The 25,153-nt window shown below is 68.3% G+C and carries 27 protein-coding genes; 20 read left to right on the top strand and 7 right to left on the bottom strand.

The features are described 5' to 3' along the window. Positions 1–92: 92 nt before the first annotated feature. From K2R93_02220 to K2R93_02190, 7 genes are all read left to right on the top strand, one after another. Positions 93–656: a DUF1697 domain-containing protein gene (locus K2R93_02220; GenBank protein ID MBY0488634.1), complete on the top strand. Its 564-nt coding sequence runs from the start codon at positions 93–95 to the stop codon at positions 654–656. After that, positions 649–1,515: an HAD hydrolase-like protein gene (locus tag K2R93_02215; GenBank protein ID MBY0488633.1), complete on the top strand. Its 867-nt coding sequence runs from the start codon at positions 649–651 to the stop codon at positions 1,513–1,515. Before K2R93_02220 ends, K2R93_02215 begins: the two co-directional genes overlap by 8 nt. Next, positions 1,512–2,303, top strand: a complete 792-nt coding sequence (locus K2R93_02210; GenBank protein ID MBY0488632.1) for a dienelactone hydrolase family protein — start codon at positions 1,512–1,514, stop codon at positions 2,301–2,303. The genes K2R93_02215 and K2R93_02210 overlap by 4 nt, the downstream gene beginning before the upstream one ends. Positions 2,304–2,335: 32 nt before the next feature. Next, a complete protein-coding gene (locus K2R93_02205) occupies positions 2,336–3,550 on the top strand; it encodes a DUF3179 domain-containing protein (GenBank protein ID MBY0488631.1) in 1,215 nt (404 codons plus the stop codon). Further along, on the top strand, positions 3,532–4,035 hold the full coding sequence (locus K2R93_02200; GenBank protein MBY0488630.1) for a hypothetical protein: 504 nt from the start codon (positions 3,532–3,534) through the stop codon (positions 4,033–4,035). Before K2R93_02205 ends, K2R93_02200 begins: the two co-directional genes overlap by 19 nt. A 2-nt stretch (positions 4,036–4,037) precedes the next feature. Continuing rightward, positions 4,038–4,622: a hypothetical protein gene (locus tag K2R93_02195; protein ID MBY0488629.1), complete on the top strand. Its 585-nt coding sequence runs from the start codon at positions 4,038–4,040 to the stop codon at positions 4,620–4,622. A gap of 132 nt (positions 4,623–4,754) precedes the next feature. Further along, a complete protein-coding gene (locus K2R93_02190; protein MBY0488628.1) occupies positions 4,755–5,123 on the top strand; it encodes a hypothetical protein in 369 nt (122 codons plus the stop codon). Positions 5,124–5,141: 18 nt separating this feature from the next. On the opposite strand, the gene K2R93_02185 is transcribed toward K2R93_02190, so the two are convergent. Beyond that, positions 5,142–5,693, bottom strand: a complete 552-nt coding sequence (locus tag K2R93_02185; protein ID MBY0488627.1) for a PadR family transcriptional regulator — start codon at positions 5,691–5,693, stop codon at positions 5,142–5,144. A gap of 179 nt (positions 5,694–5,872) precedes the next feature. Between K2R93_02185 and K2R93_02180 the strand changes: the two genes are divergently transcribed. Genes K2R93_02180 through K2R93_02155 form a run of 6 tightly spaced genes read left to right on the top strand, consistent with a single transcriptional unit; the run spans position 5,873 to position 9,102 of the window. Next, positions 5,873–6,259: a VOC family protein gene (locus K2R93_02180; protein MBY0488626.1), complete on the top strand. Its 387-nt coding sequence runs from the start codon at positions 5,873–5,875 to the stop codon at positions 6,257–6,259. Beyond that, a complete protein-coding gene (locus K2R93_02175; protein MBY0488625.1) occupies positions 6,235–6,600 on the top strand; it encodes a hypothetical protein in 366 nt (121 codons plus the stop codon). The genes K2R93_02180 and K2R93_02175 overlap by 25 nt, the downstream gene beginning before the upstream one ends. Positions 6,601–6,628: 28 nt before the next feature. After that, positions 6,629–6,985 carry a DUF2200 domain-containing protein gene (locus K2R93_02170; protein MBY0488624.1) on the top strand — a complete coding sequence of 119 codons (357 nt, stop codon included), beginning with the start codon at positions 6,629–6,631 and terminating at the stop codon, positions 6,983–6,985. Then, entirely contained in the window at positions 6,982–7,452 is a 471-nt protein-coding gene (locus K2R93_02165) for a GNAT family N-acetyltransferase (protein ID MBY0488623.1), read from the top strand. Before K2R93_02170 ends, K2R93_02165 begins: the two co-directional genes overlap by 4 nt. A 29-nt stretch (positions 7,453–7,481) precedes the next feature. Then, positions 7,482–8,534, top strand: coding sequence for a DUF1028 domain-containing protein (locus tag K2R93_02160; protein MBY0488622.1), 1,053 nt, complete (start codon positions 7,482–7,484; stop codon positions 8,532–8,534). A 10-nt stretch (positions 8,535–8,544) separates the two neighbouring features. Then, positions 8,545–9,102, top strand: a complete 558-nt coding sequence (locus tag K2R93_02155; GenBank protein ID MBY0488621.1) for a hypothetical protein — start codon at positions 8,545–8,547, stop codon at positions 9,100–9,102. Between the two features lie 15 nt (positions 9,103–9,117). Here K2R93_02155 and K2R93_02150 read toward each other — a convergent pair whose 3' ends face one another. Together K2R93_02150 and K2R93_02145 are read right to left on the bottom strand one after the other, a co-directional pair. Further along, the gene (locus K2R93_02150; protein ID MBY0488620.1) at positions 9,118–10,536 is read right to left on the bottom strand and encodes a sulfatase-like hydrolase/transferase; all 1,419 of its coding nucleotides are present in this window, start codon (positions 10,534–10,536) and stop codon (positions 9,118–9,120) included. 80 nt (positions 10,537–10,616) lie between these two features. Next, positions 10,617–13,202, bottom strand: a complete 2,586-nt coding sequence (locus tag K2R93_02145; protein ID MBY0488619.1) for a protein kinase — start codon at positions 13,200–13,202, stop codon at positions 10,617–10,619. Positions 13,203–13,342: 140 nt separating this feature from the next. Between K2R93_02145 and K2R93_02140 the strand changes: the two genes are divergently transcribed. After that, complete coding sequence (locus tag K2R93_02140) at positions 13,343–13,861, top strand: helix-turn-helix transcriptional regulator (GenBank protein ID MBY0488618.1); 519 nt, start codon at positions 13,343–13,345, stop codon at positions 13,859–13,861. Continuing rightward, on the top strand, positions 13,858–14,259 hold the full coding sequence (locus tag K2R93_02135; GenBank protein MBY0488617.1) for a VOC family protein: 402 nt from the start codon (positions 13,858–13,860) through the stop codon (positions 14,257–14,259). The genes K2R93_02140 and K2R93_02135 overlap by 4 nt, the downstream gene beginning before the upstream one ends. Before the next feature lie 19 nt (positions 14,260–14,278). Here K2R93_02135 and K2R93_02130 read toward each other — a convergent pair whose 3' ends face one another. After that, positions 14,279–16,921 carry a hypothetical protein gene (locus tag K2R93_02130; protein MBY0488616.1) on the bottom strand — a complete coding sequence of 881 codons (2,643 nt, stop codon included), beginning with the start codon at positions 16,919–16,921 and terminating at the stop codon, positions 14,279–14,281. Positions 16,922–17,015: 94 nt separating this feature from the next. On the opposite strand from K2R93_02130, the gene K2R93_02125 reads away from it, so the two are divergent. Both K2R93_02125 and K2R93_02120 read left to right on the top strand, forming a co-directional pair. Further along, a complete protein-coding gene (locus tag K2R93_02125; protein MBY0488615.1) occupies positions 17,016–18,719 on the top strand; it encodes a DUF885 family protein in 1,704 nt (567 codons plus the stop codon). A 43-nt stretch (positions 18,720–18,762) separates the two neighbouring features. After that, positions 18,763–19,365: a YbhB/YbcL family Raf kinase inhibitor-like protein gene (locus tag K2R93_02120; protein MBY0488614.1), complete on the top strand. Its 603-nt coding sequence runs from the start codon at positions 18,763–18,765 to the stop codon at positions 19,363–19,365. A 3-nt stretch (positions 19,366–19,368) separates the two neighbouring features. Here K2R93_02120 and K2R93_02115 read toward each other — a convergent pair whose 3' ends face one another. Further along, positions 19,369–20,346 carry an SRPBCC domain-containing protein gene (locus K2R93_02115; protein MBY0488613.1) on the bottom strand — a complete coding sequence of 326 codons (978 nt, stop codon included), beginning with the start codon at positions 20,344–20,346 and terminating at the stop codon, positions 19,369–19,371. A gap of 3 nt (positions 20,347–20,349) precedes the next feature. Continuing rightward, positions 20,350–20,718: a metalloregulator ArsR/SmtB family transcription factor gene (locus K2R93_02110; GenBank protein ID MBY0488612.1), complete on the bottom strand. Its 369-nt coding sequence runs from the start codon at positions 20,716–20,718 to the stop codon at positions 20,350–20,352. Between the two features lie 143 nt (positions 20,719–20,861). Here K2R93_02110 and K2R93_02105 point away from each other — a divergent pair, with 143 nt between their 5' ends. From K2R93_02105 to K2R93_02095, 3 genes are read left to right on the top strand one after another with little or no spacing between them, the layout of a single operon-like run. Beyond that, entirely contained in the window at positions 20,862–21,872 is a 1,011-nt protein-coding gene (locus K2R93_02105; GenBank protein MBY0488611.1) for a hypothetical protein, read from the top strand. Continuing rightward, a complete protein-coding gene (locus K2R93_02100) occupies positions 21,869–22,855 on the top strand; it encodes a hypothetical protein (GenBank protein MBY0488610.1) in 987 nt (328 codons plus the stop codon). Before K2R93_02105 ends, K2R93_02100 begins: the two co-directional genes overlap by 4 nt. Next, positions 22,852–23,775, top strand: a complete 924-nt coding sequence (locus K2R93_02095; protein ID MBY0488609.1) for a hypothetical protein — start codon at positions 22,852–22,854, stop codon at positions 23,773–23,775. The genes K2R93_02100 and K2R93_02095 overlap by 4 nt, the downstream gene beginning before the upstream one ends. Here the strand turns inward: K2R93_02095 and K2R93_02090 are convergent. Further along, entirely contained in the window at positions 23,765–25,153 is a 1,389-nt protein-coding gene (locus tag K2R93_02090) for an alpha-L-fucosidase (GenBank protein MBY0488608.1), read from the bottom strand. The two genes, K2R93_02095 and K2R93_02090, sit on opposite strands and share 11 nt — an antisense overlap.

Raw genomic sequence — 25,153 nt, 5'->3', positions numbered from 1 at the left:
ATCGCGACGCGATGGCATCCGGTAGACCCGTTCCAATAAATCTAGCCGGGTCGTGCCCCCTGAACAACGCACGCGCCCTACTAATTTACCGCATGCCCAACTCGCACCCGTCGGCCGCCTGGATGGTGGCGTTTCTGCGTGGCGTCAATGTCGGGGGCAACAAGCGTGTGCCGATGTCCGAGCTCAAGGCCATCGTGGAGGCCTGTGGTTATTCGGCGGCCCGCACCCTGCTCAACAGCGGAAACGTGATCTTTCGCGCACCACGCGCCACCACGGCGACAGCAGCCCGTCGCATTCGGGCCGGGCTCGCCGATCGCTGCGCGGTGGATACACCGGTGCTCGTACGCACGCGCGCCGAGCTGGCCCGCCTCATCGAGGCGAATCCGCTCCGCCACGAGGCGGCGGCGCACCCGTCGGCGTTTCTGGTGATGCTGTTCGACGGTCCCATCACGGCTGACCTTGCCGCGCGGATCACGAGTGTGCCCTTCACCGTGGAACGCGCCGCCGTCGGTGAGGACGCCGTCTATTTTTCGCTGCCCGCGGGGATCTCGACGAGCAAGCCCTTCGAACAGCTGGGGCGACAGTTGGGGGCAGGGGTTACCAGTCGCAACTGGACCACGATGAACACGTTGCTGGAGATGATGGGCGATGCCTGAGATACCCGCCGTACCGGCGGTGACGCGTGCCACGCTGGGGCAGCTGGTCGAACGCTACGATGCGATCCTCTTCGACGCGTATGGCGTCCTCGTCGATGCATCGGGTGCCTTGCCGACGGCACCGGCCGCCATCACGGCCCTGGTGAACGATCGCGTCCCCTTTCTCGTGGTCACCAACGACGCCTCGCGGTCACCGGAGCGTGCGGCCGATCGCCTGCAGCGCCTCGGCATGCCGGTCAGCCCCCACCACATTCTCTCGTCGGGGATGCTCATCGGACCGGCGCTGATCGAACGTGGGCTCGACCGCGCTCGCGTGGTGGTGCTCGGGACCGGTGATTCGGCGGCCTATGCGACGGCGGTTGGCGCCACGGTCGAAAGTCCGAACCCCGACAGTCCAGCCGACGTGCTGGTGGTGGCCGACGAAGGCGGCTTCAACCTGCTCGACGTGATGGACGATGTGCTGTCCATGGTGTTGCGCGGCTGCGAACGCGGCCGCCCGCCGGTGTTGCTCCTTGCCAATCCCGATCTCGTCTATCCGTCGGGGCCAGGGGCGTTCGGCTTCACCGCTGGCTCACTGGCCGGCATGCTCGAGCGCGCGCTGCAGCTGCTGGTCGGCGCCCATGCCCCGCGCTTCGAGGTGTTGGGGAAGCCCGCCGCGATGCATTTCGAAACCGCGCTCGCGCGCCTGGGCACGCGCCACGCGGTGATGCTCGGCGACACGCTGCACACCGACATCGCGGGTGCGCAGGGGGTCGGCATCAGCAGTGCCATCGTGCTTACAGGCGTCACGACGGAGGCGCAGGCCCTCGCGGCGGGGGCGCACGCGCCAACGTACCTGCTCGCCGACCTGGCGGGATGACGACGCGCGCGGGCGAGCGGCGTTGGCTGGCCTCGCCACGCGGCGCGGCGTGGGCGCTGCTGCTGGTGCTCTGCACCGCCTGTTTCAACCGCGCGGCCTTGCCGTTGCCGGGGAGCGTCCTGCAGCACCCCGTGATCGAGGCCTCCGCGAGCTATGTCAGCGACGGCGCCGAGATCCAGGTCGATGTCTATCGCCCCGAAGCGTCGGCGCGGCACCACACCATCCTGCTGCTCCACAGTTCAGCAGGGATCCACGATCTGGGGCCGCAGCAGATCACGCGCTACGCCCGAACGCTGGCCTCGCTCGGCTTTACCGCGCTGGTCGTGCACTACTTCGATGGCACCGGCCACTTCACGGCGTCCGACGACGACGAACGCGCGTACTACTGGACCTGGGTGCGGCAGGTCCGCGACGGCATCAGCTGGGCGCTCCGCCAGCCGTACGTGCACGAGCGGCAGGTCGAGCTGCTGGGGATCTCGCTCGGCGCCTGGATCGGCGTCGGCGTGGGAGCGGTCGATCCGCGGGTCCATCGCGTGGCCCTGATCGGATCCGGGCTCGAGCCCTCCGTGCGTGACAGTCTGCGGCACGCCCCACCGGCGCTGCTGCTGCATGGCGCCGAGGATGATGTGGTGCCCATCGGCGACGCGCAGCGGTTGCTGCAGGCGCTGCGTGCCAATCGACGGACGGCGCAGTTGCATGTCTATCCGCACGAGTCCCATACGCTGAGCGATTCGGCCAGCGCCGACGCGCTCCTCCGCAGCGTGCGCTTCTTCCGGCGCGCGCACTAGCCGCGCCTCGGCACCCGGCTAAGCTTCTCCGTATGCGCCGTCTGTTGCCGTTCGCCGCTCTGTCGCTCGTGCTGTTCGAGCTGGCCACCGTGTATTTCCTCATGCCGTTTCCGGGCAGTCAGCGCATGCGCAGTCTGTCGCTGGCTTACACGCTCTGGAGCTGGCGGTGGTGGGTGCGCGCGGGGCTTGCGGTACTGATGCTGGCCGGCGTGCCGGCGCAGTGGAGCAGCCGTGCCCGGCGGTGGCTCGTCGTGGCGCCGCTGATGCTGCTCGCGGTGGGCGTGCCGGCATTCATCAATCTGCGCATCGCGGCTGACGCGGTCTTTCGGCCGCCCACGGTGGTGCGGGTCGTCCCGTCGGCGCAGAATCGGGTGGCCATGGATCGTCTGGTGGTTGGCGTGGTGATCAATGGTGAGGCACGCGCCTATCCGCTGCAGTTCATCGGGTATCACCATCAGGTGCGCGATCGTGTGGGCGGGCAGGAGCTGCTGGTGACCTACTGCACCGTGTGCCGCACCGGGCGTGTGTATCAGCCGTTCATCAAAGGCGCGCGGCAGCAGTTCCGACTGGTGGGGATGAACACCTTTAACGCGATGTTGGAGGATGTCGAGACCAGGAGCTGGTGGCGTCAGGCCAACGGCGAAGCGGTGATTGGTCCTCGCAAGGGGGTGCGGCTCGCCGAAGTGCCCAGTCGTCAGGTCACCCTGCAGCAGTGGCTCGCGCTGTATCCCCAGAGCGGCATCATGCAGGCGGATCCGGCCTTCGTGCAGGCGTATGCCAATGACTACGCGTATGAGCGCGGGACCAGCCGGCGATCGCTGACCGGCACCGATCCGCGTTCGTGGGAAGAGAAGAGTTGGGTGGTGGGGATCACCATCGGCGGGGCCAGTCGGGCGTACGACTGGAATCATCTTCAGCGGCATCGTGTCATCAACGATGTGCTCCATGGCACGCCGCTCGTGTTGGCCCTGGCCCGAGACGGCGCCAGCTTCTTTGCCTTCGTGCGTCCTTCGGCCGATATGATGTTCCGTCTCGACGGCGACTCGTTGGTGGCGGGGACGGCAAAGTACGGCTTCAACGGCACCGGGCCGCACGGCACGCTCGCGCCGCTCGCCGCGAGTCAGGAGTTCTGGCACAGCTGGCGGTCTTTCCAGCCCGGCACCGATCAGTTTCCGGTGCCGCCCCGCGAGCCCGGTGTCCGCAGTGCCATGCGCACGCCGGCGACATCGTGGCCCGCGGCGCTGTAGCGGCGCTGCTGGCGTGCGGCGTGATGGCCTGTGGCCGTCCCGCTGCGGTCACGCAGGTGGACATCGCCCGCGTGGCCATTCGCCAGCTCTTCCTCACCCGTGAGCGGGCGCAGGCCCTCACGCTGTGGCGCGACACGCTCTCGCTCACGCTGCGTGCGCTGCCCGATGCCGACGCGCGCGAGCGGCTGCCACTCGATTCGGCGACGCTCGCGCTCCCCATCCCCACGCACGTCGCGGATCAGCATCAGATGGAGGCGTTCTTCCGCACGCATCGGACGGGGTGGGACGCCTGGTTTGCGGCGAATCCGGCCAATGGTGGGCTGATCGAGGTGGCGGCGCCGCGCGTGGAGGGCAACGACGCGAGTATCGTGGTGGGCCGCGCCTGCGGCGAGCACTGTCGCAACGCCTGGCGACTCACCCTCCGGCGCATCCGGCACGAGTGGGTCGTGCAGCGCATCACCGTACTTCCCGTTCCGAGGGGCTGAGCATGACGCTGTTCGTTGCCGACGATCTCGCGCGGTGGCACGCTGCCCACGCGTCGTATCCTGCCATGATTGCCGCGCATCCCGTCGCCCGCCTGCAGGCGCTCGATCGCTGGTACCGCGAGGAGTTGCCGGCGGCCATCCGCGCCCGTGATCCGATGACGATCACGCACGAGGAGATGGTGAAGGTCACCGAGTGGAAGATGGCCCGCGGGGTCTGGCGGGCGCCCAACCTGGTCAAGGTCAAGGCGAATACGCCAGATGCCGTTGACGCCGCCGGCCGCGCTGCCGCGGCGCAGCTGGGTACGCTCAACAAGGCGATCGGCGCGTTCACCGAACTCGATGGGGTCGGCCCCGCCACGGCGAGTGCCGTACTCGCCATCATGGACCCGTCGCGCTACCCGTTCTTCGACGAAGAGGTGGCGAAGCAGGTGCCGGCACTCGGCCCGGTTGCGTGGACGCTCGCCTACTATCGACGCTACGCCGAGGCACTGGTGACGCGCGCGCAGGCGTTGGGGTCAGCGTGGTCGCCGGTGATGGTGGAACAGGCACTCTGGGCGCATCACCGGGCCGCCATCACCACCGGCTGAAACCTTGCGGCGCATTCTGGCGTCGAATGCTCTGTGGCCCGCGTGTCCACCGATCATCACGCATTCCCAATCCCGCCAACTGCCATGCGTCGAATCGCGTTTGCTGCTCTGCTGCCCGTGCTGATGGCTGTGATGCCCCGTAGCGCCGCGGCGGCCCCAACCATTTCGGTCGCGCCCGCGGCGCGCGCCGTCTCCGATACCGCTTTCAAAGCCGAAGGGAATTACACCCTCACCCTCACCGTGGACGGGCAGGCCATGACCATGGCACTGGTCGTCGAGAAGAAGGCCGACGGCACGTTCTCGGGCGTCTTCCGCAACGCCGAGCTCGGTGACATTCCGAGCACGAGCTTCAAGCTGGAAGGGCGCACGATGACGATTGGCGTGCAGACGCCAGGCGGCCCGGCGGGGGTCACCCTCACGGTGAAGCCCGACAACACCGTGGAGGGTGAGTGGGGCATGGCCGGAGACGGGTCGAAGATCTCCGGCAAGAAAGAGAGCTGACGCGCGGCGCGGTTCGCGCTACACCGCCGCGTCGTCGCGTTGCACCGCACGGATCTCGGCGGCGGCGCCCTCGAGGATTTCCCCGATCTTCACCGCGTGTTCCGCGGTGCGCCGCGGATTGAACATCGCGGCGCCGAACTCGCGCGCGAGGTGCATCATGGCCTCGCGCGCCGGTCGCACACCGTCGCCGAAAACGGCTTCGCCCATCTGTCCGACCCGGTCGAACAGGTCGTCGACCACTGTGCGGTGCTCGGCGAGATGCGCGCGGCCGGCGTCGGTGATGGTATAGACCTTCTTGCCACCCTCTTCCGTGGTGGCCACGGCGTAGCCCAGATCCTCGAGCATCGTGAGCGTCGGGTAGACCGCGCCCGCGCTGGGGGTATAGCGACCGCCCGAGCGATCCTCGAGCGCCTTGATGATTTCGTAGCCGTGCCGCGGCTTTTCATCGAGCAGGCGAAGGATCACGAGCTTGAGATCGCCCTGATCGAACATCCGCCCGCCGCCGAACGGCCCGCGGCGCCCGCGGCCACCGCCGAAGAAGGCGCTGAAGTCGGCATCGAATCCCCGCATAGAGGCGCTCCTGATTGACCCGTGCCGATCGCATGCGAGGGGGCGGGACACTCCCGCGGCCTTAAGATATATCGCTGCGATATATCGTCACGTTGTATCGCAAGATATATCGTACGATATAGCGGTCAAGGGGAAAGAATCGGCGGTACTTTTGCCGCACCTCTTTCGGAGCCCAGCGCATGACTCGCGTGACCGGCATTGGCGGCATCTTTTTCGCGGCCCAGGATCCCAAGGCCCAGGCCGAGTGGTATCGGCGCCATCTGGGGATCGATGTGCAGCCGTGGGGCGGGGCGGCGTTTTCGTGGACCGACGCCCAGGGCACCCCGGTGGGCGGGTCCACCGCGTGGTGCCTGCGGCCGGCGGGTCCGGAGGCGTTCGCGCCCGGCACCGCGCCCTTCATGGTGAACTACCGCGTGGCCGATCTGCACGCGTTGCTCGCCGCGCTGCGTGAGGAAGGGTGCCAGGTGCTCGATCCGGTGGACGACCCCGACTTCGGCAAGTTCGGATGGGTGGTCGATCCCGAGGGCAACAAGATCGAGCTATGGGAACCGCTGCCTGGGCAGTAGTCGCCTTCGCCGCGGTCGGCGTCGCGCTCTTTCATGGCGTCGCGCTCGCCGTTCCGTCGGTAGACCCGGCGAGCCCGCCGTGGCGTCACGCCCTCTTTCTCGTGCTCGCGCTCAGCGCCGCCTTGGTGCTGGGGCGGGCCGAGTGGCGGCGTCAACGCTGGGTGGCCCCGCTCTTCGCGCTCGTCACGCTACAGCAGCTGCAGAGTCACGGCGCACGCCTGATCCGCTGGTGGCAACAGGACCACCGGGTCGACTGGAGCTCGCTCGTGCTGCTCGTGACGCTCATGGTTTTGCTTCCGTTGCTTGTTCGGGCTCGCCGCGAGTCGGCGCCGGTCCCCTGAACCTGTCCTGTTCTCTGTGGCTCACGCGATGACCGGTCACCGCATCTTCACCATGCCCTTTGCGTCGGTGTATCCGGCGTACGTCACCAAGGCCGAAAAGAAGCAGCGCACGAAGGCCGAGGTCGACGAGATCATCCGCTGGCTGACCGGCTACGACCAGGCCGCACTGGAGAACCAGATCGCGGCGCGCGTGTCGTTCGAGCGGTTCTTCGCCGACGCGCCCGCGCTCAACCCGCATGTCAGCCTGATTACGGGCGTCGTGTGCGGCGTGCGCGTGGAAACGGTGGAGGATCCACTCATGCAGAAGATCCGCTGGCTCGACAAGCTCATCGACGAACTCGCCAAGGGGCGGCCGATGACGAAGATCCTGCGTGGCGCCCAATGAGTACGGGAGCGCTGACCTTTCGACGGGGGACCGCCGCCGACCTGCCGGCTGTCGTGGCGATGCTCGCTGATGACGCCCTCGGCGCCGCCCGCGAGCGGTCGGAGACGCCACTGCCGGCGAGCTACGCCGATGCGTTTGCGGCCATGGAGCAGCAGGGCGGCAACGAACTGCTGATCGGCGAGATCAACGGCGAAGTGGTGGCGTGCCTGCAACTGATCATCCTCCCCGGCATCAGTCTGCAGGGCGCGACACGGGCGCAGATCGAAGGGGTGCGCGTCGCGTCGACGCACCGCGGGCAGCGGCTTGGCGAAGCGCTTGTGCGCGAGGCGATGGCGCGCGCCCGGAACGCCGGCTGCACCATGATGCAGCTGTCGTCGAACGTCTCGCGCACGGACGCGCGGCGGTTTTACGAGCGGCTCGGATTCGTTGCGTCGCACATTGGCATGAAGTGCGCGCTCGTGGACTGAGCGCGTTTCCCCCTTTCCCGGATCCTTCCATGCGTCTTCGACTCGCGCTCCTGTGCGCACTCGTCTCGTTGCCCGCGACCCTCCGCGCGCAGGAGCCGTATGCGTGGCGTGATGGCCTTGTCTTTCACACCTTCTCCATCGCGGCCATCGATCCGCGCACGGGCGAAGTGGGCGTGGCCGTCACCACGCGCGTGCCCTGTGTGGGCAACGGCGTGCCGTGGGTGCGCAAAGGGGTCGGCGCCGTCGCCACGCAGGCGAGCACGCGCACGGAGTACGGCAATGAACTCCTCGACGCGCTGCAGAAAGGGGAGGCGCCAGATGCCGCGCTCAAGCGCCTCATGGCGGCGGACAGCGGCTTTCAGCAGCGCCAGATCGGCGTCATCAGCATCGACGGGCGGAGTGCGCAGCACACCGGCACCGGCCCCAACGCGTGGGCCGGCCATCGCGCCGGCAAGAACTACGTCACACAGGGGAACATCCTCGTCGGGCCACAGGTGATCGACGCGGTCGCGAAAAGCTTCGAAGCGAGCGAAGGCACGCCGCGACATCTCGCTGATCGCCTGATCGACGCCATTATGGCCGGCTTCGAGCTGGGCGGCGACAAGCGCCACGGTCTGCGAACCTCGGCCGCGGTCGTCGTGGCCGACTCGCGCGCGGGGATGTCACGCCGCACTGACGGGCAGACGGTGAACATCAATGTGTGCGAGAACGACAACCCGGTGGGCGAACTCCGCCGCATCTACAACGCCGTGTCGCAAACGCTCGGCTATCGCACGCTGCAGCAGTTCTCCGGCGGCGATGTGTATCAGCTCAAGGTGATGCTCAACGCGCTGGGCTTCTACACGCCCAAGGAGGCGCTCTCGCCGCGCATGACCGATGCCAACCTGTTCACGGCCGACGTGGTCGCGGCGGTGGATGCGTTCCGCACGAGCGAGAAAATGGGGACCCCCGCGGTGGGTGGGTCACCAGCCGGGCTGGTGGATGCAGAAACGGTGGAGCGGCTCTGGGCGGCGTTGGCAAAGGCCGGGAAGGCGGACGCCGTGCGCAAGCAGCTGCTCGACATCACCATGATTCGACGGTAACGTCAGCGCCATGAGACACGCGCTCCGCCTTGGTTCTCTCGCGATCGCCGCCAGCGTACTGATCGCGCCGGTGCATGCACAAGCGCACCCCACGCTCGACGGCACGTGGGTGCTCAACGTCTCCGAGGCACCGCGCACCACCATCGTGGCGGAAAGCGGCGACGCCGCCTTCAAGGTGGGTGACATGGGGAGCGGCTGGGGCACGACGCTCACGCTCACCACCCGCGGCGATCGCCTGCTGCTCGAATACCACTTTTTCGTGGCGTACGACGGGATGGCGCCCCTGCGCTACGAGTTTGCGCTCGATGGACGCGAAACGCTCAACGAGGTCGTGATCGGCCCCGGCGTCACCCGCTTGCAGTCGCGCACCGCGTGGCGCGGCGACACGCTGGTCATCGTGACGCGACAGCCGGTGCCGCCCGAAGTCGGCGGCGCCGGTGTCATGGCCGAGGTACAGCGCGCGCTCGTGCTCACGGCGCCCGACGCCCTGCAGATCACCACCACGCGGGTTGGCGTCGCTGGGGCGCCAACGAACCGCGTCACGACGACCTACACGCGAAAGCGCTGAGGCGACGCGCGTCCGTCAGCGCTTGCCGGGCAGGTAGGGGTCCTTCGCGCCGCCCGGCGCGTTGGGGAAGCGCTCCGTGGTGGCCATGAAGTCGGCGACGAGTTTGTCCATGACGCCGATCGCCCACGGGTTCACATCCTTCACGTCCGACTCCTCACGTGGATCGGCGCGCAGGTTGAAGAGGCGCATGAGCGGCGGTTCGGTGACGCGCGGCTCGGGCTGAAAGGCGTAGTGGAACTTCCAATCCTTCCACTTCACGGCGCGCACCTGCTGACCGGTGAAGTACAGGAGGCTTTCGCGCCCCGAATCCTTCGTCTTCCCCTCGAGAAACGGGAGGATGTTGATGCCATCGATCGGGCGATCGCTCGGCACGATCTGCGGCGCCCCCACGGCGGCGGCGATCGTGGGGAAGATGTCCATCTCGCTCACCATCGCGTTCGACGTGCGCCCGCGTGGCATGCGCGCCGGCCAGCGGATCACGCACGGCGTGCGGATGCCGCCTTCCATCACCGTGTTGTAGAAGCCGCGCCATGGTCCGGAGCTCCCACGCCACGGGCGACGCGCTTCGGGCCCGTTGTCGGTGCACCAGAGCACGATGGTGTTGCGGTCGGCGCCTAGCTGCTTGAGCCCCGCCAACACGACACCCACGTTGAAGTCGATGTCGGCCATCGCGTCGCCCACATCACCGGCGCCCGTCTTGCCGGCAAAGTCCGGGTGCGCGACCGCTGGGAAGTGCGCCTGCGTGATGGGGTAGTACACGAAGAACGGCTTGCCCGCCTTCACGCTGCGGCTCATGAACTCCACGCTCTTCTGCGCGGCTTCGCGGTCCACCAGGGAGCGCGCGGGGATATCGAATTGCTTCACTTTCCGCGGCGGGCTCCCGGCCTTCTGCTCCCACACAAAGCTCGAGTCACCCGGCTTGGGGGCGAGCGACGGGGTCTTCGCCCAGAGCGCTTCGTTGCTGGTATTCGGGATGCCGTACCACTCATCGAAGCCCTGATCGATGGGCGTGCGGTTGTTGATCCAGTTCGCCCCGCCCAGGTGCCACTTCCCAAAGAGGGCGGTGGTGTAGCCCACCGATTTGAGTCCCTCGGCCATCGTGACTTCCCACAGCGTGATGCCGGTGGGCTGCGCCGCGCCGGCGCGGATCGCGTAGCGCCCGGTCATCAGCGCGGCGCGTGACACGGTGCAGGAGAACTCGACGTTGAAGTTGTCGAGCCGGATTCCCTGCGCGGCGATGCTGTCGATGTTGGGCGTGGGTACACCGCGCACGCTGCCGTAGGCGCCCACTTCGCCCCAGCCGACGTTGTCGGCGAACATCATGATGACGTTGGGGCGCGCCGGCGCCGCCGACCGGGCGGTGGGCGCTCGCTGGGCGGTGGCAATCATCGCCGACGAGGTGAGCAGGGCTCCAACAGTCGCAAACCGACGCATAGCGGACTCAAGGTGGGAGGGACCGATAACGTATCCCGTAACTCTGAGCCGCGCTCGCCGTCAGCCCCGCCTCCGACCGCTTAGCGGCCCGTGCCCGGCAACGGCATCATCCACACATCCGGCAAGCTGGTGGTCTTGTTGCACGCGACCAGCGTGCCGTCCCCGTTCACCTCGATACTCCCGAGGTAGCAGTGCACCGGTAGCGTCGCGAGGCGCGACCGCGGCCTGCCCGGTTGCAGACGCCAGATCTCGGTCTGATCGGTAATGCGCGCGAAGTACGCCGTGCCGTCGTTGGCGAGCGCCACCAGAGAGAGTGCGGTTGTGTCGAGCGCCACCGCCGGCGACCACGTGAACGTCTCGGTGTTGAAGAGCGCGTAGCCCGGCCGGCCGTCCAGCAGCTCGCCGAGGTCCAGATACAGCTTGCCGTCCCGGGACAGGGCCCCACTGAGGTGTCGCCGCACATCTGACGGGATGGGCATCACCCGCTGGTGCTGCAGTAACGAGTCGCGCCAGACGAGCGTGCCGCGGTTGTTGCGACCCATCAGCCGCGTGTTGCCGTGCGCTTTGAGGAACTCCTCACCGCGGGGGAGTGGCAGCGTGCGGGTGCGACCCGTGGCGAGATCCAGGAGCTGCAGGTCGAGGCCGTCGTTCGTGCGGACGAGTTGCTGGGCCGACGGCCAGAAGAGCTTGATGAGGGGGAGCGTGTCGCCGGTGAGCGCCGTCTCGACCCGTGTTTGAAGGTCGATGGCATACGCATTGGAGCCGAGGGCATCCTGTCGCGTGTAGGCTACCCGTCTCCCGTCGGGGGAAAACACCGGATTCCCCAAGTAGGCATTGAGCGAGCGCGTGAGAATGCGGCTGCTGCCGGCCACCGGAATAGGCGTGATCGCAAGCTCATCGGTGATGGCCCGCGTGACCCAGAGCATCATCCCCGTGGTCGATACGTTCATCATGCGCACTTCTGTCAGGTTGGCCACGAGCGTGGTGGCCTCGCCAACGAAGCGGCCGCGTTCCGGGTCGACGCGTCGCATCACGAGGTCGCCCGGCCGCCAGTCCGGCTGCGGATAACTCACGATCGCCGAATCCCCAACCCACTGGTTCACCTGTCCGCCAGGGTTGATGACGCTGTCGGTGACCTGGCCGGTGCGGGAGACAATGAGCGTCGCGGGGCTCTCGCTTGACGCCATGACGAGGTAGCGACCGGAGGACGACGCATGCGCGCGGTACCGCGGCTCCACCGGAAGCCGCGCCGAGTCGACCACCACCCCCGAGCGCGCATCGAGTGTCCGGAGCCACACCTGCGAAAGCGTATCGTTCAACTGGCGCGGAGTCCGCGTGATGACGAAGGTCGCGCTGTCCGAGAGGAAGCCGGCCGCACTGACCCGCGTAGAGAACAGCAGCCGGGGGCCACCGCCGCGGGTCGGCACGATCCAGACGCCTTCCGCCTTGCCGACCAGCCGGCCAACGAAGAGGACGGCGTCGCCCGCGGGGCTCCACTGGAACTCGGTGGTATTCGCGACGCGCGCCACCTCGACATCGGGGCCGGTGGGTACGGGTCGTACGACGAGTGCACCGGCGCACTGGGATTCATCGGAGAAGTCACCGACCACCAGCGCGAACTGGCGACCGTCCGGCGCGATGGACGCGCATCCCGCGCGGCCGTCGTGCGTGAGACGCGTCGGGCGCCGCGCGCCGATCGTACTCGCGGCTGGCGCACGACGCGCGAACCACCCGCCGGCTGCGCCGGCGACCAGCGCGAGTAGAGCCACACTCGCGAGGAGCACGCGAGAGCCGCGCTTCGCGGGAGCACTCGGCGCGCTTGCCACCGCCGCCGGTTCCACCAGCAACGCGGCCGCAAACTCCGCCGCCGTGCCAAAGCGATCGGCGGGCAACTTCTCAAGCGAACGCAGCACCGCGGCTTCGACCCCCGGTGTGACCGCCTTGCGCGTGAGCGACGGCTTCTCGACCACCGCGCTCATGACTTTCGCCACCACCGCCTGCACACTGGAGCCGGTAAACGGCGGATCGCCGGTGATCATTTCGTAGGCGACGGCGCCCAAGGCGTACACGTCACTGCGCGCATCGATGGTGCGTTCGCCCATCGCCTGCTCGGGGCTCATGTACTGCGGTGTGCCGAGGCTGAGCCCCGTCTGCGTGAGCCGGCCTCCACCCGCGCTCTGCACGGCCAGCGCAATGCCGAAATCGGCCACGAGGGCGCTGCCGTCGTGCAGCAGGATGTTCTCGGGTTTGATGTCGCGGTGGATGACACCCTGGCGATGCGCATAGTCGAGCGCGCTTGCGACCTCACGCGTGAGTCGCACCGCGTCGGCCATCGGCAGCTGCCGTTCCCGCTCCAGCCGCCCGCGCAGCGTTTCGCCGGTCACGAGCGGCATGACGTAGTACAGCAGTCCCTCGGCCGCGCCGCTGTCGAGCAGCGGCAGAATGTGCGGGTGCTGCAGCTTGGCGGTGGTCTTGATCTCGCTCAGGAACCGGTCGTCACCCAACGCGGCGCCGAGCTCCGGATGCAGCACCTTGATGGCGACGTCACGATCATGCTTGAGATCGTGGGCGAGATACACCGTGGCCATGCCGCCGGCGCCGAGTTCGCGTTCGACGCGGTAGCGGTCCGCGAGGGCGTGGGTGAGTCGGGTGAGGGCGTCAGTCACGGGGGAAACGTAGCCCGTGGCGGGACGAACCGCTCGGAGACACGGATCAGATGGACTCGGATGTCGGAAACGAGATCGGGGCTCGGACGGTCAGAGGCGAGGGCCTCGGCAGGATCGGTGCGCGAGGATTAATTGTCGATATGGCGACATCGAACACGCCTCCGCGCCCCCGCGCGCTCCCCGTGCAGGACGCGGCGTTGCTGCGTCGCCTCCTGCGCGCCAAGGACCGCATGGACGCCGCGTCGCACGAAGCGTGGCCCGTCACGCGCCTCGCCGCCGTGAGCGGCGTGTCCGAGGCCCACTTCGCCCGGGAGTTCAAAACCGCCTTCGGGGTACCGCCGCATCGCTATCTGCTCACGCGGCGCATCGAGCGGGCGTGCGCCCTGCTGCGCGACACCGACCTCTCCATCACCGAGATCGCCTTTCAGACGGGGTGGGAGAGTCTCGGGACGTTCGGGCGCACCTTTCGCGATATCACCGGCGAAAGCCCCAGCGAGAACCGCGTTCGCGGGCGCGCCTCAGCCCAGGGGCGCTGGCAGATCCCGGCCTGCATCGTGAGCGCCGCCGATCGTCCCGACCTCATCATGGCAGTTTCGGAGAAGCGCCGGCGGGAGATCGACCGTAGCTATCCGGCTCCCCCTACCAAGGAGCAGACATGAGTGCTGGTGTTGGCGTGGTTGGCATCTATGTCCACGATCAGGACGCGGCGCTGGCGTTCTATGTGGAGCAGCTGGGCTTTCGCGTGCACACCGACGTGCGCAACGGCGACTACCGCTGGCTCACCGTGCAGCATCCCGAGCAGTCGTTCCAGCTCGGGCTCTTCCGCCCCGGCCCGCCGGTGCACGATGCGGATACGGCGGCGGCGCTCAACACCCTGGTGGCGAAGGGCGCGATGCCACCGCTCGTGTACTACGTGCGCGATTGCCGCGCCGAGTACGCCCGCCTGCAGGCGGGCGGTGTGGAGTTCACACAGGAGCCCATCGATCGCTACGGGACGATCGACGCTGGCTTCCGCGATCCGTCAGGGAACGGGTGGAAGATGATTCAGGGGCGGTGAGCCCCACCGGTGCCGCCGGTCACTTCATGACCGGCGGCGTCCAGAATCCGTTCGTGGGCTTGGCCTTGTTGGTGTTCCGCGCGAAGTACACCGCATTGAAGATCGTGCGGAACGTGCCTGAAGGCTGTCCGCGCCACTGTGGTTGGAACGCCATCAGCACCACGTGCCCGCTGCCGAGTTCCACATCGAGCGCCGCCGCCTGCCCCTGCATGTAGGCCGCGCCCTTGAGATAGCCCGAGCGCAGCGGATTCGCGTCCACCGGGTACTTGGCGATCACCGACCCCTTGAAGCCTTCGGCGGGTGTGAAGACCGGGCTGTTGCTGACCATGACATCGGTGGTATCGGGCATCCCCGCCATCACCGGGTGTGCCGCGTCCACCAGCGTGCGCATGACCGAGGAGCCCGTGAAGTACTGCTGCCGGTTCACCCCCTGCAGCACGTTCTTCACCGGCAGTCCGAGCGCGCTGATCGCGCCGGTGGCGCCCTGATTCCATGCCACCACCGTGCCGCCGCCGCGCACGAATTCGGCGACGGCGTTGACCAGCGCGGTGTCCGCGCTGCCACCGCTGCCGCCACGCCCGCCACCGAAGCCGCCGGTGCGCGCGAGCGCCTGTGACGCCAGCACGAGCACATCGTACTTCTCCCCGAGCTTGCCCGCACGCAGCACCTCGGGGCCGATGAGCGCGTACTGGAACTCATGGGTGTCGAACAGCCACTCGGTCCATCCTTCATCCATGTTGCCGGGCGCCGCCTTGTAGAGCGCCACGCGCGTCGGCGCGACCGCGGCCGTGGCCTTCACGGTGGTGCGTTCGGCGCGCACGCCCAGCTCACGCACCCACGCGTCGGCCTTGGCGCCGTCCACGCCGGTCACCACGTAGCGCGCACCGCGCGCATTCACCGCCGTGTCCACACGCACCGTTCCGCCGGCCTTGAGGGCGCGATTGAGGAACTTGAACGCGTTGTTCTCGCGTGGATCGAGCGCGATGGCGTCGCCGCTGCCGGTGAGCACCCCCGCTGGCGGGAGAATGCCCGCGGCCACCGCGTTGGTCGTGAACGGATACTCCGCCGACGCGCCCCACGTGTCGGCCTTGCCGGTCACCGGCTTCATGGCCGTGCGCGTCGCGGCGGCAATCGGCTGCTTCACCTCCACCACGTTCACGTGCATCTGCATCGGCAGCGTCCAGCCGGCCGCGTCATACGGCAGGTCGTCGCCGAGCTCGGGATACTTCTGCACCTCGAGCAGTTCACGCGCGAGCTGGGCGAACTCCTGGTCCATGGGTACCACCCACGTGCCCTTGGGATAGGTCGTACCGTCGAACATGGCGTCGGTATCAAGCTGCGTCACCCGAAGGCCGAGGAACGCGAGCCGGCGCAGGAGCTCCACCGGCGCCATCGGGTCATGCTGCGCCTGCGGCACGACGTACGCGTACGGCGGTCCCTTGCGATACTGGGCAATGGTGTTGCGCCCGCTCTGGTAGCGGTTGTACAGCAGCTCTTCACGGAAGCGCGCCGCGTAGCGCAGCGTGGCCATGCTCGCGGTGACCATGTAGTCGATCTGATCGCGGAAGTGCCACGTCCCTTCGGCCCATGGGCTCGCGTACATGGAGGTGGGCATCAGCGACTTGTAATCTTCGGGGAGCTCCGCGCGCGTGCTCGTGCGCGGCAGCCCGCAGTTACCGCCCTGCGTTTCGGTCCACCACGCCGCGATGTTCTGATACATCGGCATGTAGTCGATGTACCCCGGGTAGTAGGCGTCGAACGTGGCCAGCATGTGCACGGCACCCGGCTGGTTGTTCGCATCGAGCTCCGCAGCGATGCGCATGCCAATGGCGTTCACCTGCCGGCTCATGATCGGCGGCGCATACAGGCCGATCGGGTCGGCGAAGGGCGGAATCCAGATGCGCGTGGGGAAGGGGGAGCTCTGGTGGTGGGCGTAGATGATCTGCGGCTCCCACTCCCGCCACGTGCGCGCCACGACGCGCGACTCCACCACATTCAGCATGTAGCTGTCGCGGTTGTTGTCGTGTCCCACGTACTTCTGGTACAGCTCCATCGGCGCCTGCAGCCCAGCGGTGCCCTTCTTCCGGTCGTTGCACCAGTTCACCACGATGTCCTGCCCATCGGGGTTGATGCTCGGCCACAGGAAGAAGATCACGTTGTCGAGGATCTCCTTCGTGTCCGGTTCGTTCATTTTCGCGAGCAGCTGATACGCCAGCTCGGGGGTGTGCTGCGACCCGGCAATCTCGGAGGCATGCAGCCCGCCGCTGATATCCACGAACGCGCGCCCTTCCTTGGCCAGCGCCCGTGCCTGCGCATCGGTGAGCAATTCCGGGCGCGCGAGCTGCTGATTGATCTGCCGGTACCGCTCGAGCTTCGCGAGGTTCTGCGGCGACGAGATCAGCACGGCGGTCCACGCATGCCCGGTGCTCGTCTTGCCCACATCCAGCAGCTTCACGCGCGTGGGCTGCGCCTTGGCGAGCTTGCGGAAGTAGTCGATGCTCTGGTCGTACGTGAAGAGCATGCTGTCGGCGCCGGGCTTGAAGCCAAAGTGCGATTCGGGGGTGGGAATCGCGGCGCGGGCGGCCGGCTTGGGCTGAGCCATCAGCGAGGGCGCGGCCGCGAGCCACGCGGCCACCAGCAGGCGCAAAGGGGAACGGGACATCCGCAGTCCGGGCAAAAGGCGACAGTACTTCGGTCGCTCAAGTTTACGCGGCGCCGGTCGTGCCCGCTGGCGGACCGGATGTAGATTCGCGCCCATGTCCCGCACCCACCTGTTCCGATCCGTCCGGCTGGCCCTGCTGCTCCTCCTCGCGCCGGCCCTCGCGGCCTCGGCGCAAGCCGCCAGCCCGACCTATGCGCAGCTCGTCACGCTCTTTGCGGAATGGCGCACGTTCGAAGAGCCGCCGCGCGTCAACGGGATTCCCGACTATCGCCCCGCGACCAATGCGCGCCGCCTGCTGGCACTGCGGGCGTTGCAGGCGCGGCTCCGGCGTATCGATACGACCGGGTGGCGTATTCCCGAACAGGTGGATTGGCACCTCGTCCGCGCCGAGATGAACGGGATGCAGTACCACCTCACGGTACTGCAGCCCTTTGCGCGCGATCCGGCCTACTACGCGTCGATTCGCACCGAGGAAAGCGATACACCGGCCGAAGAGGGGCCCACCATTCACGGGGCGGTTCGCCTCTGGCGCTACGGCCTCTGGCCGCGCACCGCGCTCGATACCGTTCGTGCGTTGACGAGCACCGAATCGGCGCAGCTCGCGGGTCAACTGCGCACCGTGGCGCCCCTGCTGGCGCAGGCCCGGCGTAATTTGGCCGGCGGTACGGCGCATGATCTCTGGATCGGTGCCGTGCGCGCCTTCGAGGAACAGCACGAGGCGCTGGGCACGCTCGCCGAACGCGCGCAGGCGCGGATGCCCGGCGACACCGCGTTGCGGGCCGCCATTGCTTCCGCCTCGGCGGCAACGGCGGACTTTGCGGCGTGGTTGCGGGTCGAAGCCCCCAAGCGCACGGGCCCGTCCGGCATCGGCAAGGCGTCGTACACCTGGTTCCTGCGGAACGTGCTGCTCGTGCCGCTCTCCTGGGAGGAAGAGGTCACGATCACGCGTCGCGAGCTCGCGCGTGCGCACGCCTCCCTCCGGCTCGAGGAGACGCGCAACGCCGCGCTCCCGCCGATGCCCGTGGCGAGTTCACCCGCCGAGTTTGCGGCCCTGCAGGCGAACGCACTGCCCGGCTATCTGCAGTTCATGCGCGACAAGCAGATCGTCACCGTCGAACCGTGGATGGAGCGCGCGCTCCGCGAGCGCTTTCCGCCCTACAGCCCGGAGCCCACGCGCAACTTCTTCGCCCAGGCCACGCATCGCGATCCGCGCACGTTGTGGACTCATCTCTGGCACTGGTGGGACAACGGACGCTTCCGTGAGCATCCGCATGCGAGCCCCATCCGGCGCACGCCCCTGCTGTACAACGTGTGGATGAGCCGCGCCGAGGGGATGGCGACGTCCATGGAAGAGTGGATGATGCACGCCGGGCTCTACGATCAGTCGCCGCGGTCACGCGAGATCGTGTGGACGATGCTGGCCGCCCGTGCGGCGCGCGGGTTGGGCAATCTCTACGCGCACAGCAACGAACTCACCATGGCGGAGGCGGGCACGCTGCATGTATCGTGGACCCCGCGCGGGTGGATGCGGCGCGATCCGCTCCTCGGCTTTGAACAGCATCTGTATCTGCGGCAGCCGGGCTATGGCGCGAGCTACATCACCGGCGGGCGGCTGATGGAGGAAACGATGGCTGAGCGCGCCCGTCAGCTCGGCGCGGCGTTCACCATGCAGCGGTTCTTTGATGAAGTGAATGCGGTGGGCATGATCCCGGTGTCGCTGGTGTACTGGGAACTCACCGGCGATGATCGCATGCTCCGCGAGCTGCGCGATGGCGTGGGCCCGCGGCCGTTCCGCTGACGTCTGCGGGCTGTCGTTCGTTCCCCTCTCACCACTTCCATTTATGCGTCGTCACACATTCGCTCTCGTCACCGTCGCGCTGGTGTTGCACGCCAGCGTGGCTCGCGCGCAAACGCCGGCGCCAGCGGCCCCGCGTGTCCCGCCGCTCACGCTCACCACGACCGCCTGGCCCGATGGCGGGATCATTCCGATCAAGTACACGCAGGCCGGTGAACAGCTGTCCCCCGCGCTCACGTGGACGAATGTGCCCCCCGGCACGGTGAGCTTCGTCCTCAACATGATCGACCCCGACGTGGCGATTCAGCGCGGCACCGAAACGCAGCCGCGCTGGATCGTGTGGAACATTCCCGGCACGGCGACGGGACTGCCGGAAGGGATCAAGCCGGGCGCCCAGCTCGCCGATGGCAGTCGGCAGATCAGTGCGTCCGGCTTGCAGTATCGTGGCCCCGGCGCGGCGGCCACGGGGCCGCTGCATCACTACACCTTCGAGCTCTACGCGCTCGATACCATGATCGACGTCACTGCCTCCACGAACGCCCAGCTGGTGCCCGCGGCGCTCGAGACCCGCGCCGCCGTGATGAAGGCGATGCAGGGCCACGTGCTCGGCAAGGCGGTCATCGTGGGACTGTTCCGTCGGCCGCAGTAAGCGTCAACCGGCGAGCAACTCGCGCTCCAGTCGCTGGTAGCTCGTCTCCATGCCGGTGGTCACGCCGGTGCCCAGGATCATGTCGCGCACGTCCTTGCTCGGGTACGTAATCACGAGGCTCAGGAGCGTGCCGCCCTGTACGGCGGTCATGGTGAGTTCATTGCGCGTGGACGGGCCGGGGGTGCCCGCCATGCGCTCGGTGGTGACCGCGCGATAGGGCGGCGCGCTTTCGAGCAGTTCGCCTTCGAAGCCGAACCGCTGCTGCGGGTCGGCGCTGTGCTGCCATTCGTAGCGATAGCGGTCGCCCACGTGCGTGGCGACCTGGCACACCGGCATCGTCCACCCATCCGGCCCCAGCAGCCACCGCTGCAGCAGCGCCGGTTCGTGATGGGCCCGCCACACCTGCTGCGGCGTGCCGCGAATGATGCGGCTGATACGCACCTGCGTGTCGCTCAGGAGCTGCGCGTTGGTCGCGCAATCGACGGCGTATGACTGGAGGTCGGTGACGACCTCGTCGATCTGGCCCATCGCCGACTTCATCCCTTCCATCATCCCCCTCTGCACGAGCTGCTCCATCGTCTCGAGGCTCGTGAACCACGTGGTGCTCGTGAAGCGCGAGCCGGTGGCGGTGCTGTCGAAGCGGAAGATCATGCGCATGGAGGGCATGTCGGGGTTCGCTTCGCCGGCCTCGTTCGCGAAGCCGTCCTGCACCTCGAAGAACTGATACGGCTCGACCGCGAGGAACTTCCAGTAGCCCTTCGACTGCTGCCCATCCGGGCCGGTCATGTAGTAGTGCGACTCGCCGCCCACGGCCATGTCGTGGCGCGTGAAGGTGGCGGGCCACTCCTTCGGGCCCCAGAAGCGTTCGATCTGGCGCGGATCGGCGTAGGCGTCCCAGAGGCGCGTCACCGGCACCGGATACTCGGCGATCACCGTGAGGGTGAGGTCCTGCGTGTTGGAGATGACGTCGGTAATGGGCATGGCTCAGGCCGGGCGAGGCGGTGGGGAGTCGAACTGCGGATCGGCGAGGACGTCGTCGAGCTGGCTGAAGCGGGCGATCCACAGCTGCTCGAGCTGGAAGAGAAGGGCCCGCGCCTGCGCGAGGCGCTCGGGGTTGCTGCGGACGATCCGCTCCCGCCCGCGCGATTCCTTGGACACCAGGCCGGCCTCCTCCAGCGCGGCGACGTGCTTTTGCACGGCTGCAAAGGACATGTCGTAGCGGGTGGCGAGCGCCGAGACGGAGGCCTCTTCGCCGGCGAGCAGCCGGGCGACGATGTCGCGGCGGGTGGCATCGGCGAGGGCGCGGAAGAGCCGGTCGAGTTCCGGATCGGTGAGCGAAGAACGTACAACCATATGGTTGTAGTTTGTGGCCCAATCGCTCTCCGCGCAAGGGGCGGCGGGTGACGTACGTCTGCGTCACATGACGTATCGCGGCTCATCCCCGGATTTCTCAGATTGTCGGCGTTCGCTGGCCCGCCCCCTCCGCGCTCCTCACCATGCTCGCTCCCAACCGCATCCTCGCTCTGGTCGCCCTGGTCTGCCTGCCGCCGGTTCTTGGCGCACAATCCTCCGATGAGGTGCGGGTGAACGACCGCCTGCGCTTTCGGCGACTCGGCGATTCGCATCGGCTGGTGGGTACGGTGATCGACCGGCGGGGGGACACCCTGGTCATCCGCGATTCGGACGGGATGACCCACCGGCTGCATCCGTTGGCGATGCGCGATGTGCAGCGGTCGATTGGACGGAGCAGTTCGGCCAGCGCGAAGAAGGGTGCGGTGGTTGGTGCGATCGGGGGGGGCGTGTTGGCGGCCATTCGCGAACCAAACCAGGCCGTCTTTCCGGGGGGGCAGAGTACGGCCGGCGTTGTGCTCTCCTGGACCGCGCTCGGCGCCGTGGCCGGTGCTCTCAAGCCGGACGAGCGGTGGCGCTCCATCACCATCGCCACGTCCGCCCCGGTGGCGTCTGCCGCGGCCGCCGTACCTGCGAGCCCGACCGACCCGGTCACCGCGGCGGCGACGCCGACGCGGCCGGTCGTGACCGCCGGCGTGGTCTACGATTCCATCCCCGCGTCAGAAACGCTGCTGCACACCTCGCGCGTGCTCTCGCCGGGTGATGTCATTCGGTACTCGCGCTTCTCCGCGCCGCGCCTGCAGGGCACGGTGGTGGCGGCGTCGCAGGACTCGCTGCGCGTGCTGCGCGGCGGCATCGAGCAGCGGCTGTCGTTCGACGCGATCGACCGACTGGAGCGCTACTACGGGCGCACGGCGCGTGCCGGCGGGATGCGCATGGGCGCCCGCGGCGCCGCCGTGGGTGGCGTGCTGGGCGCGCTGACCGGCATGGCCCTCGCCGGCTTGGGCGCGGCGACGCGTCAGCCGAACTACGCGGGCGCGGCGCTGGGGATGGGCGCGCTCGGTGCCGGTGTCGGCTTTGCCTACGCCTATCCGATGGGTGCCGCGCACCCCGCCGATGACTGGCGCACGGTGCGGCGCGAGGATCTCCGCAAGTGAACCGGCGCACGAAAGTCGCCCTGTTACTGCTCGGCGTGGTACACGGCACCTCACCACGCCCGGCACAGGCCCAGCCCCGCGACACCGTGCGCGTTGGCGATCGGGTGCGGGTCGAGATCGCCGGCGACATGCGACCGATCACGGCCACGCTCGAGGCGCGTACCGGCGACACGCTGGTGCTCCGCGGCGGTGCGTTCACGCAACGCGCCCTCGGCCGCTCGGTGCAGCAGCTCGAGCGGTCACTCGGACGCAGCCGCACGCGCGGGGCGCGGCACGATGCTCTCTGGGGGGCGGCGATTGGCGGTGGCGTCATGGCCCTCGGTGGCGCCTACGGCATGAAGGGCGCCGAGGTGGTCGGCGCCATTGGAACATGGGCGGCCCTGGGTGGCGTCATTGGCGCCCTGCGTCGGCCCGAGCGGTGGCGTCTCGCGGTCCTGGCGATGCCCGCGTCGGGTACGACGGTCGCGCGGAGGACCGTAGACACGAGTGGGCTGGCTCCCGCGACGCCGGATCGCGTCACACCGCGACCCAGCGAGCCGCCGCCCCTCCGACACACCCTGCTCGCGCTCACGCCGCGCGATGTCATTCGCTTTCGCGCGAACGGGGCCACCGAGCGCGTCGCCGGCACGGTCATCGCGGCCACCGACGATTCACTGCTACTCGACCGTGGTGGTCTCGCGCTGCGCTATCCGCTGCGCGAGGTCGTCGGCCTGCAGCGCTACTACGGAAAGACCAGCCGGGCCGGCGCCGTGCACGGCAGCATCGTTGGCGGCACGATCGGCGTGGCGCTGGGCGGGCTCGTTGGTCTGGCCCTCTCCAACATCTGCTTTGATGTGTGCAACCCCAACAGCAGCAAGGCCACCGGCGTGTTGGCGGGCGCGGCGCTCTTTGGCGGGATCGGCGCTGGCCTGGGAAGCCTGATCGGGCAGACGATGCCCCGCGATGATTGGCGCACCATTCACCTGGAATCCTCCCGGCGATGACTCGACGACTCCGCGTGACGCCACTCGTGGCGATATTCTCGCTGGTCGCCAGTGGCGCTCCCCTCTCGGCGCAGACGCTCGATACGATCCGCGTGGAGCAGCGCCTGCGCGTACGACGAACCCCCTCGATGCAGCGCATCACCGGCACGCTGGTCGCGCAGCGTGGGGACACGCTGGTGGTGCAGACCGACGCGGGGTACGCGGAATCGCTGCTCATCGGCTCGCTCACCGATGTCCAGCGGTCGCGCGGGCGTACGCCGTCCGGCGGCGTCAGGCGCGGCGTGCTGTGGGGGATGGGCGTGGGACTGCTCGGCGGCGGCGCGGGGATTGCTATGGGCGGCGCTGTGGGGGCCGGCCTTGGCGCGGTGATCGGCGGTGAGTCGTGGACGGCGGCGGTGCTGCCGAGTGCGCCCGTGGCGCCCGCCGTGCCCGCCGCGACGCCGGTGGCCGCCGCCACGCCAACAGCTGCACCCGTAGCGGCGACGTCCGCAGCAACACCGATCCTCCTCGCTGATCGCCCGCTGCTCGTATCGGGTCAGGTCGTGCGCTTTGCCACGCCGACTACTAAACGGGTGCTCGGCACCGTCGCTGCGGTTGAGAGGGATTCGCTGCGGATCACCAATGGGGCCGCGGTGACGGCATATGACTGGGCCGGGATCACGCGGCTCGAGCGCTACGCCGGTCGCACGGCGAAGGGTGGCGGCCGACGTGGTGGCAAGATCGGCGCGATCATCGGGACCGTCAGCCTCGGGGTGATGGGCGCCGCGATCGGTGGCTGGGGCGGCGGCCAAGGCGCGGCGGCCGGTCTCGCCCTCGGCGCGGTCGCTGGTGCTGGCTACGGCTGGCTCATCGGGTGGCCCATCGGCGCCGCGATCGGCGGAGACGATTGGCGCCGCGTGCCGCTGACGTCTACTCCGTAATCCGCAACACCGATTCGAAGCGCAACTGCACCACCGGCATCACGGCATTCGGACCACGCTCGCCGAACGTGAGTGTCAGTCCCGCCGGCGTCTGCTCCCATTCGATCGGCACCGCCGCAGCACCCAGCACCGTAGCGGCCCGTGGCGCCTGACGCACACCCGGCAGCACCAGCGGGCCGCCCAGCCATTCCTCCACGAAGAGGTTGAGCGTACGATCGCCGCGCGTGACGCGCACTGGTGTGCGGACGCCCGCGCGCTGGACGAGCAGCCCGCGATCGAACGGATTGCCCTTGGTGCCGTAGATCGCGCGGCCATTCGTGCGCAGCCAGGCGCCCATGCCGCGGAGCCCGGCGAGGCTTTCGGGCGGAATGCGCCCGCTGCCATCGGGGCCCACGTTCAGCAGCAGATTGCCGCCGCGCGACGCGGTGCCAACCAGCAGCTTCACGAGCTCCGGCACCGATTTCCACTCGCTGTCGTCCTTCGCGTAGCCCCAGTTCTTGTTCATCGTCATGCACGTTTCCCAGTCCTGCCCGGGAAGGCCGCGCTCGGGGACAGTGAGCTCGGGCGTCGTGTAATCACCGGCGCGTCGATAGCCCTCGGGGGGCTCCTTGGGCATGCCGACGTCGATCCGATCGTTGATGATCACGTTGGGCATGAGCTTCCGGCAGTACGCCTCGAGCTCGAGCGCGGCCGCGTGCGTCCACGTGCTCTCCCACTGTCCATCGAACCAGAGCACGGCGATGTCCCCATACTTGGTGAGCAGCTCGCGAAGCTGCGCCTTCATGAACGCCAGATAGCGTGAGAAATCGGCGCCGGTGGCGTCCCGTCGCGTCGCCCCCTGCTGCTCCCAGTCCCGGCGCGGCAGATAGTCGGGGTGATACCAGTCCATGATGGAGTAGTACCAGCCGAGCTTCATGTCATGCTTGCGGCAGGCGCGCGCCAGGTCGGCACAGATGTCCCGCTTGTACGGCGTGTGCATCACCGTGTACGGCGACACGGCGCTGTCGAAGAGCGCAAACCCTTCGTGATGCTTGGTCGTGAAGACGATGTACTTCTGGCCGGCGTCCTTCGCGGTGCGCACCCACGCGTCCACGTCGAGTGCGGTGGGGTTGAACGTCTCGGCGAGGCGGATGTACTCCTCGTGCGGAATCTTCGCGTTGTTCCGCATCCACTCGTGCGAGCCGGTGGGCTTCCCGTTCCACTCGCCACCGGGGCCGGAATAGAGGCCAAAGTGGATGAACATCCCGAACTTGGCGTCGCGCCACCACGTCATGCGGTCGGCGGCTGGAAACGGGTCGGCGCCGAGCACCCGCCGGCCAAGCGACAGGGCAGCCGCGGACGCGGCGGTGGTTCGGAGGAAGTCGCGACGAAGCATCAT

The organism is Gemmatimonadaceae bacterium (assembly GCA_019752115.1).
In the GTDB taxonomy this organism is placed as follows: Bacteria; Gemmatimonadota; Gemmatimonadetes; order Gemmatimonadales; family Gemmatimonadaceae; genus Gemmatimonas.
Note: the sequence above shows the minus strand (reverse complement) of the source record. Positions and strands in the feature narration are given on the sequence as shown.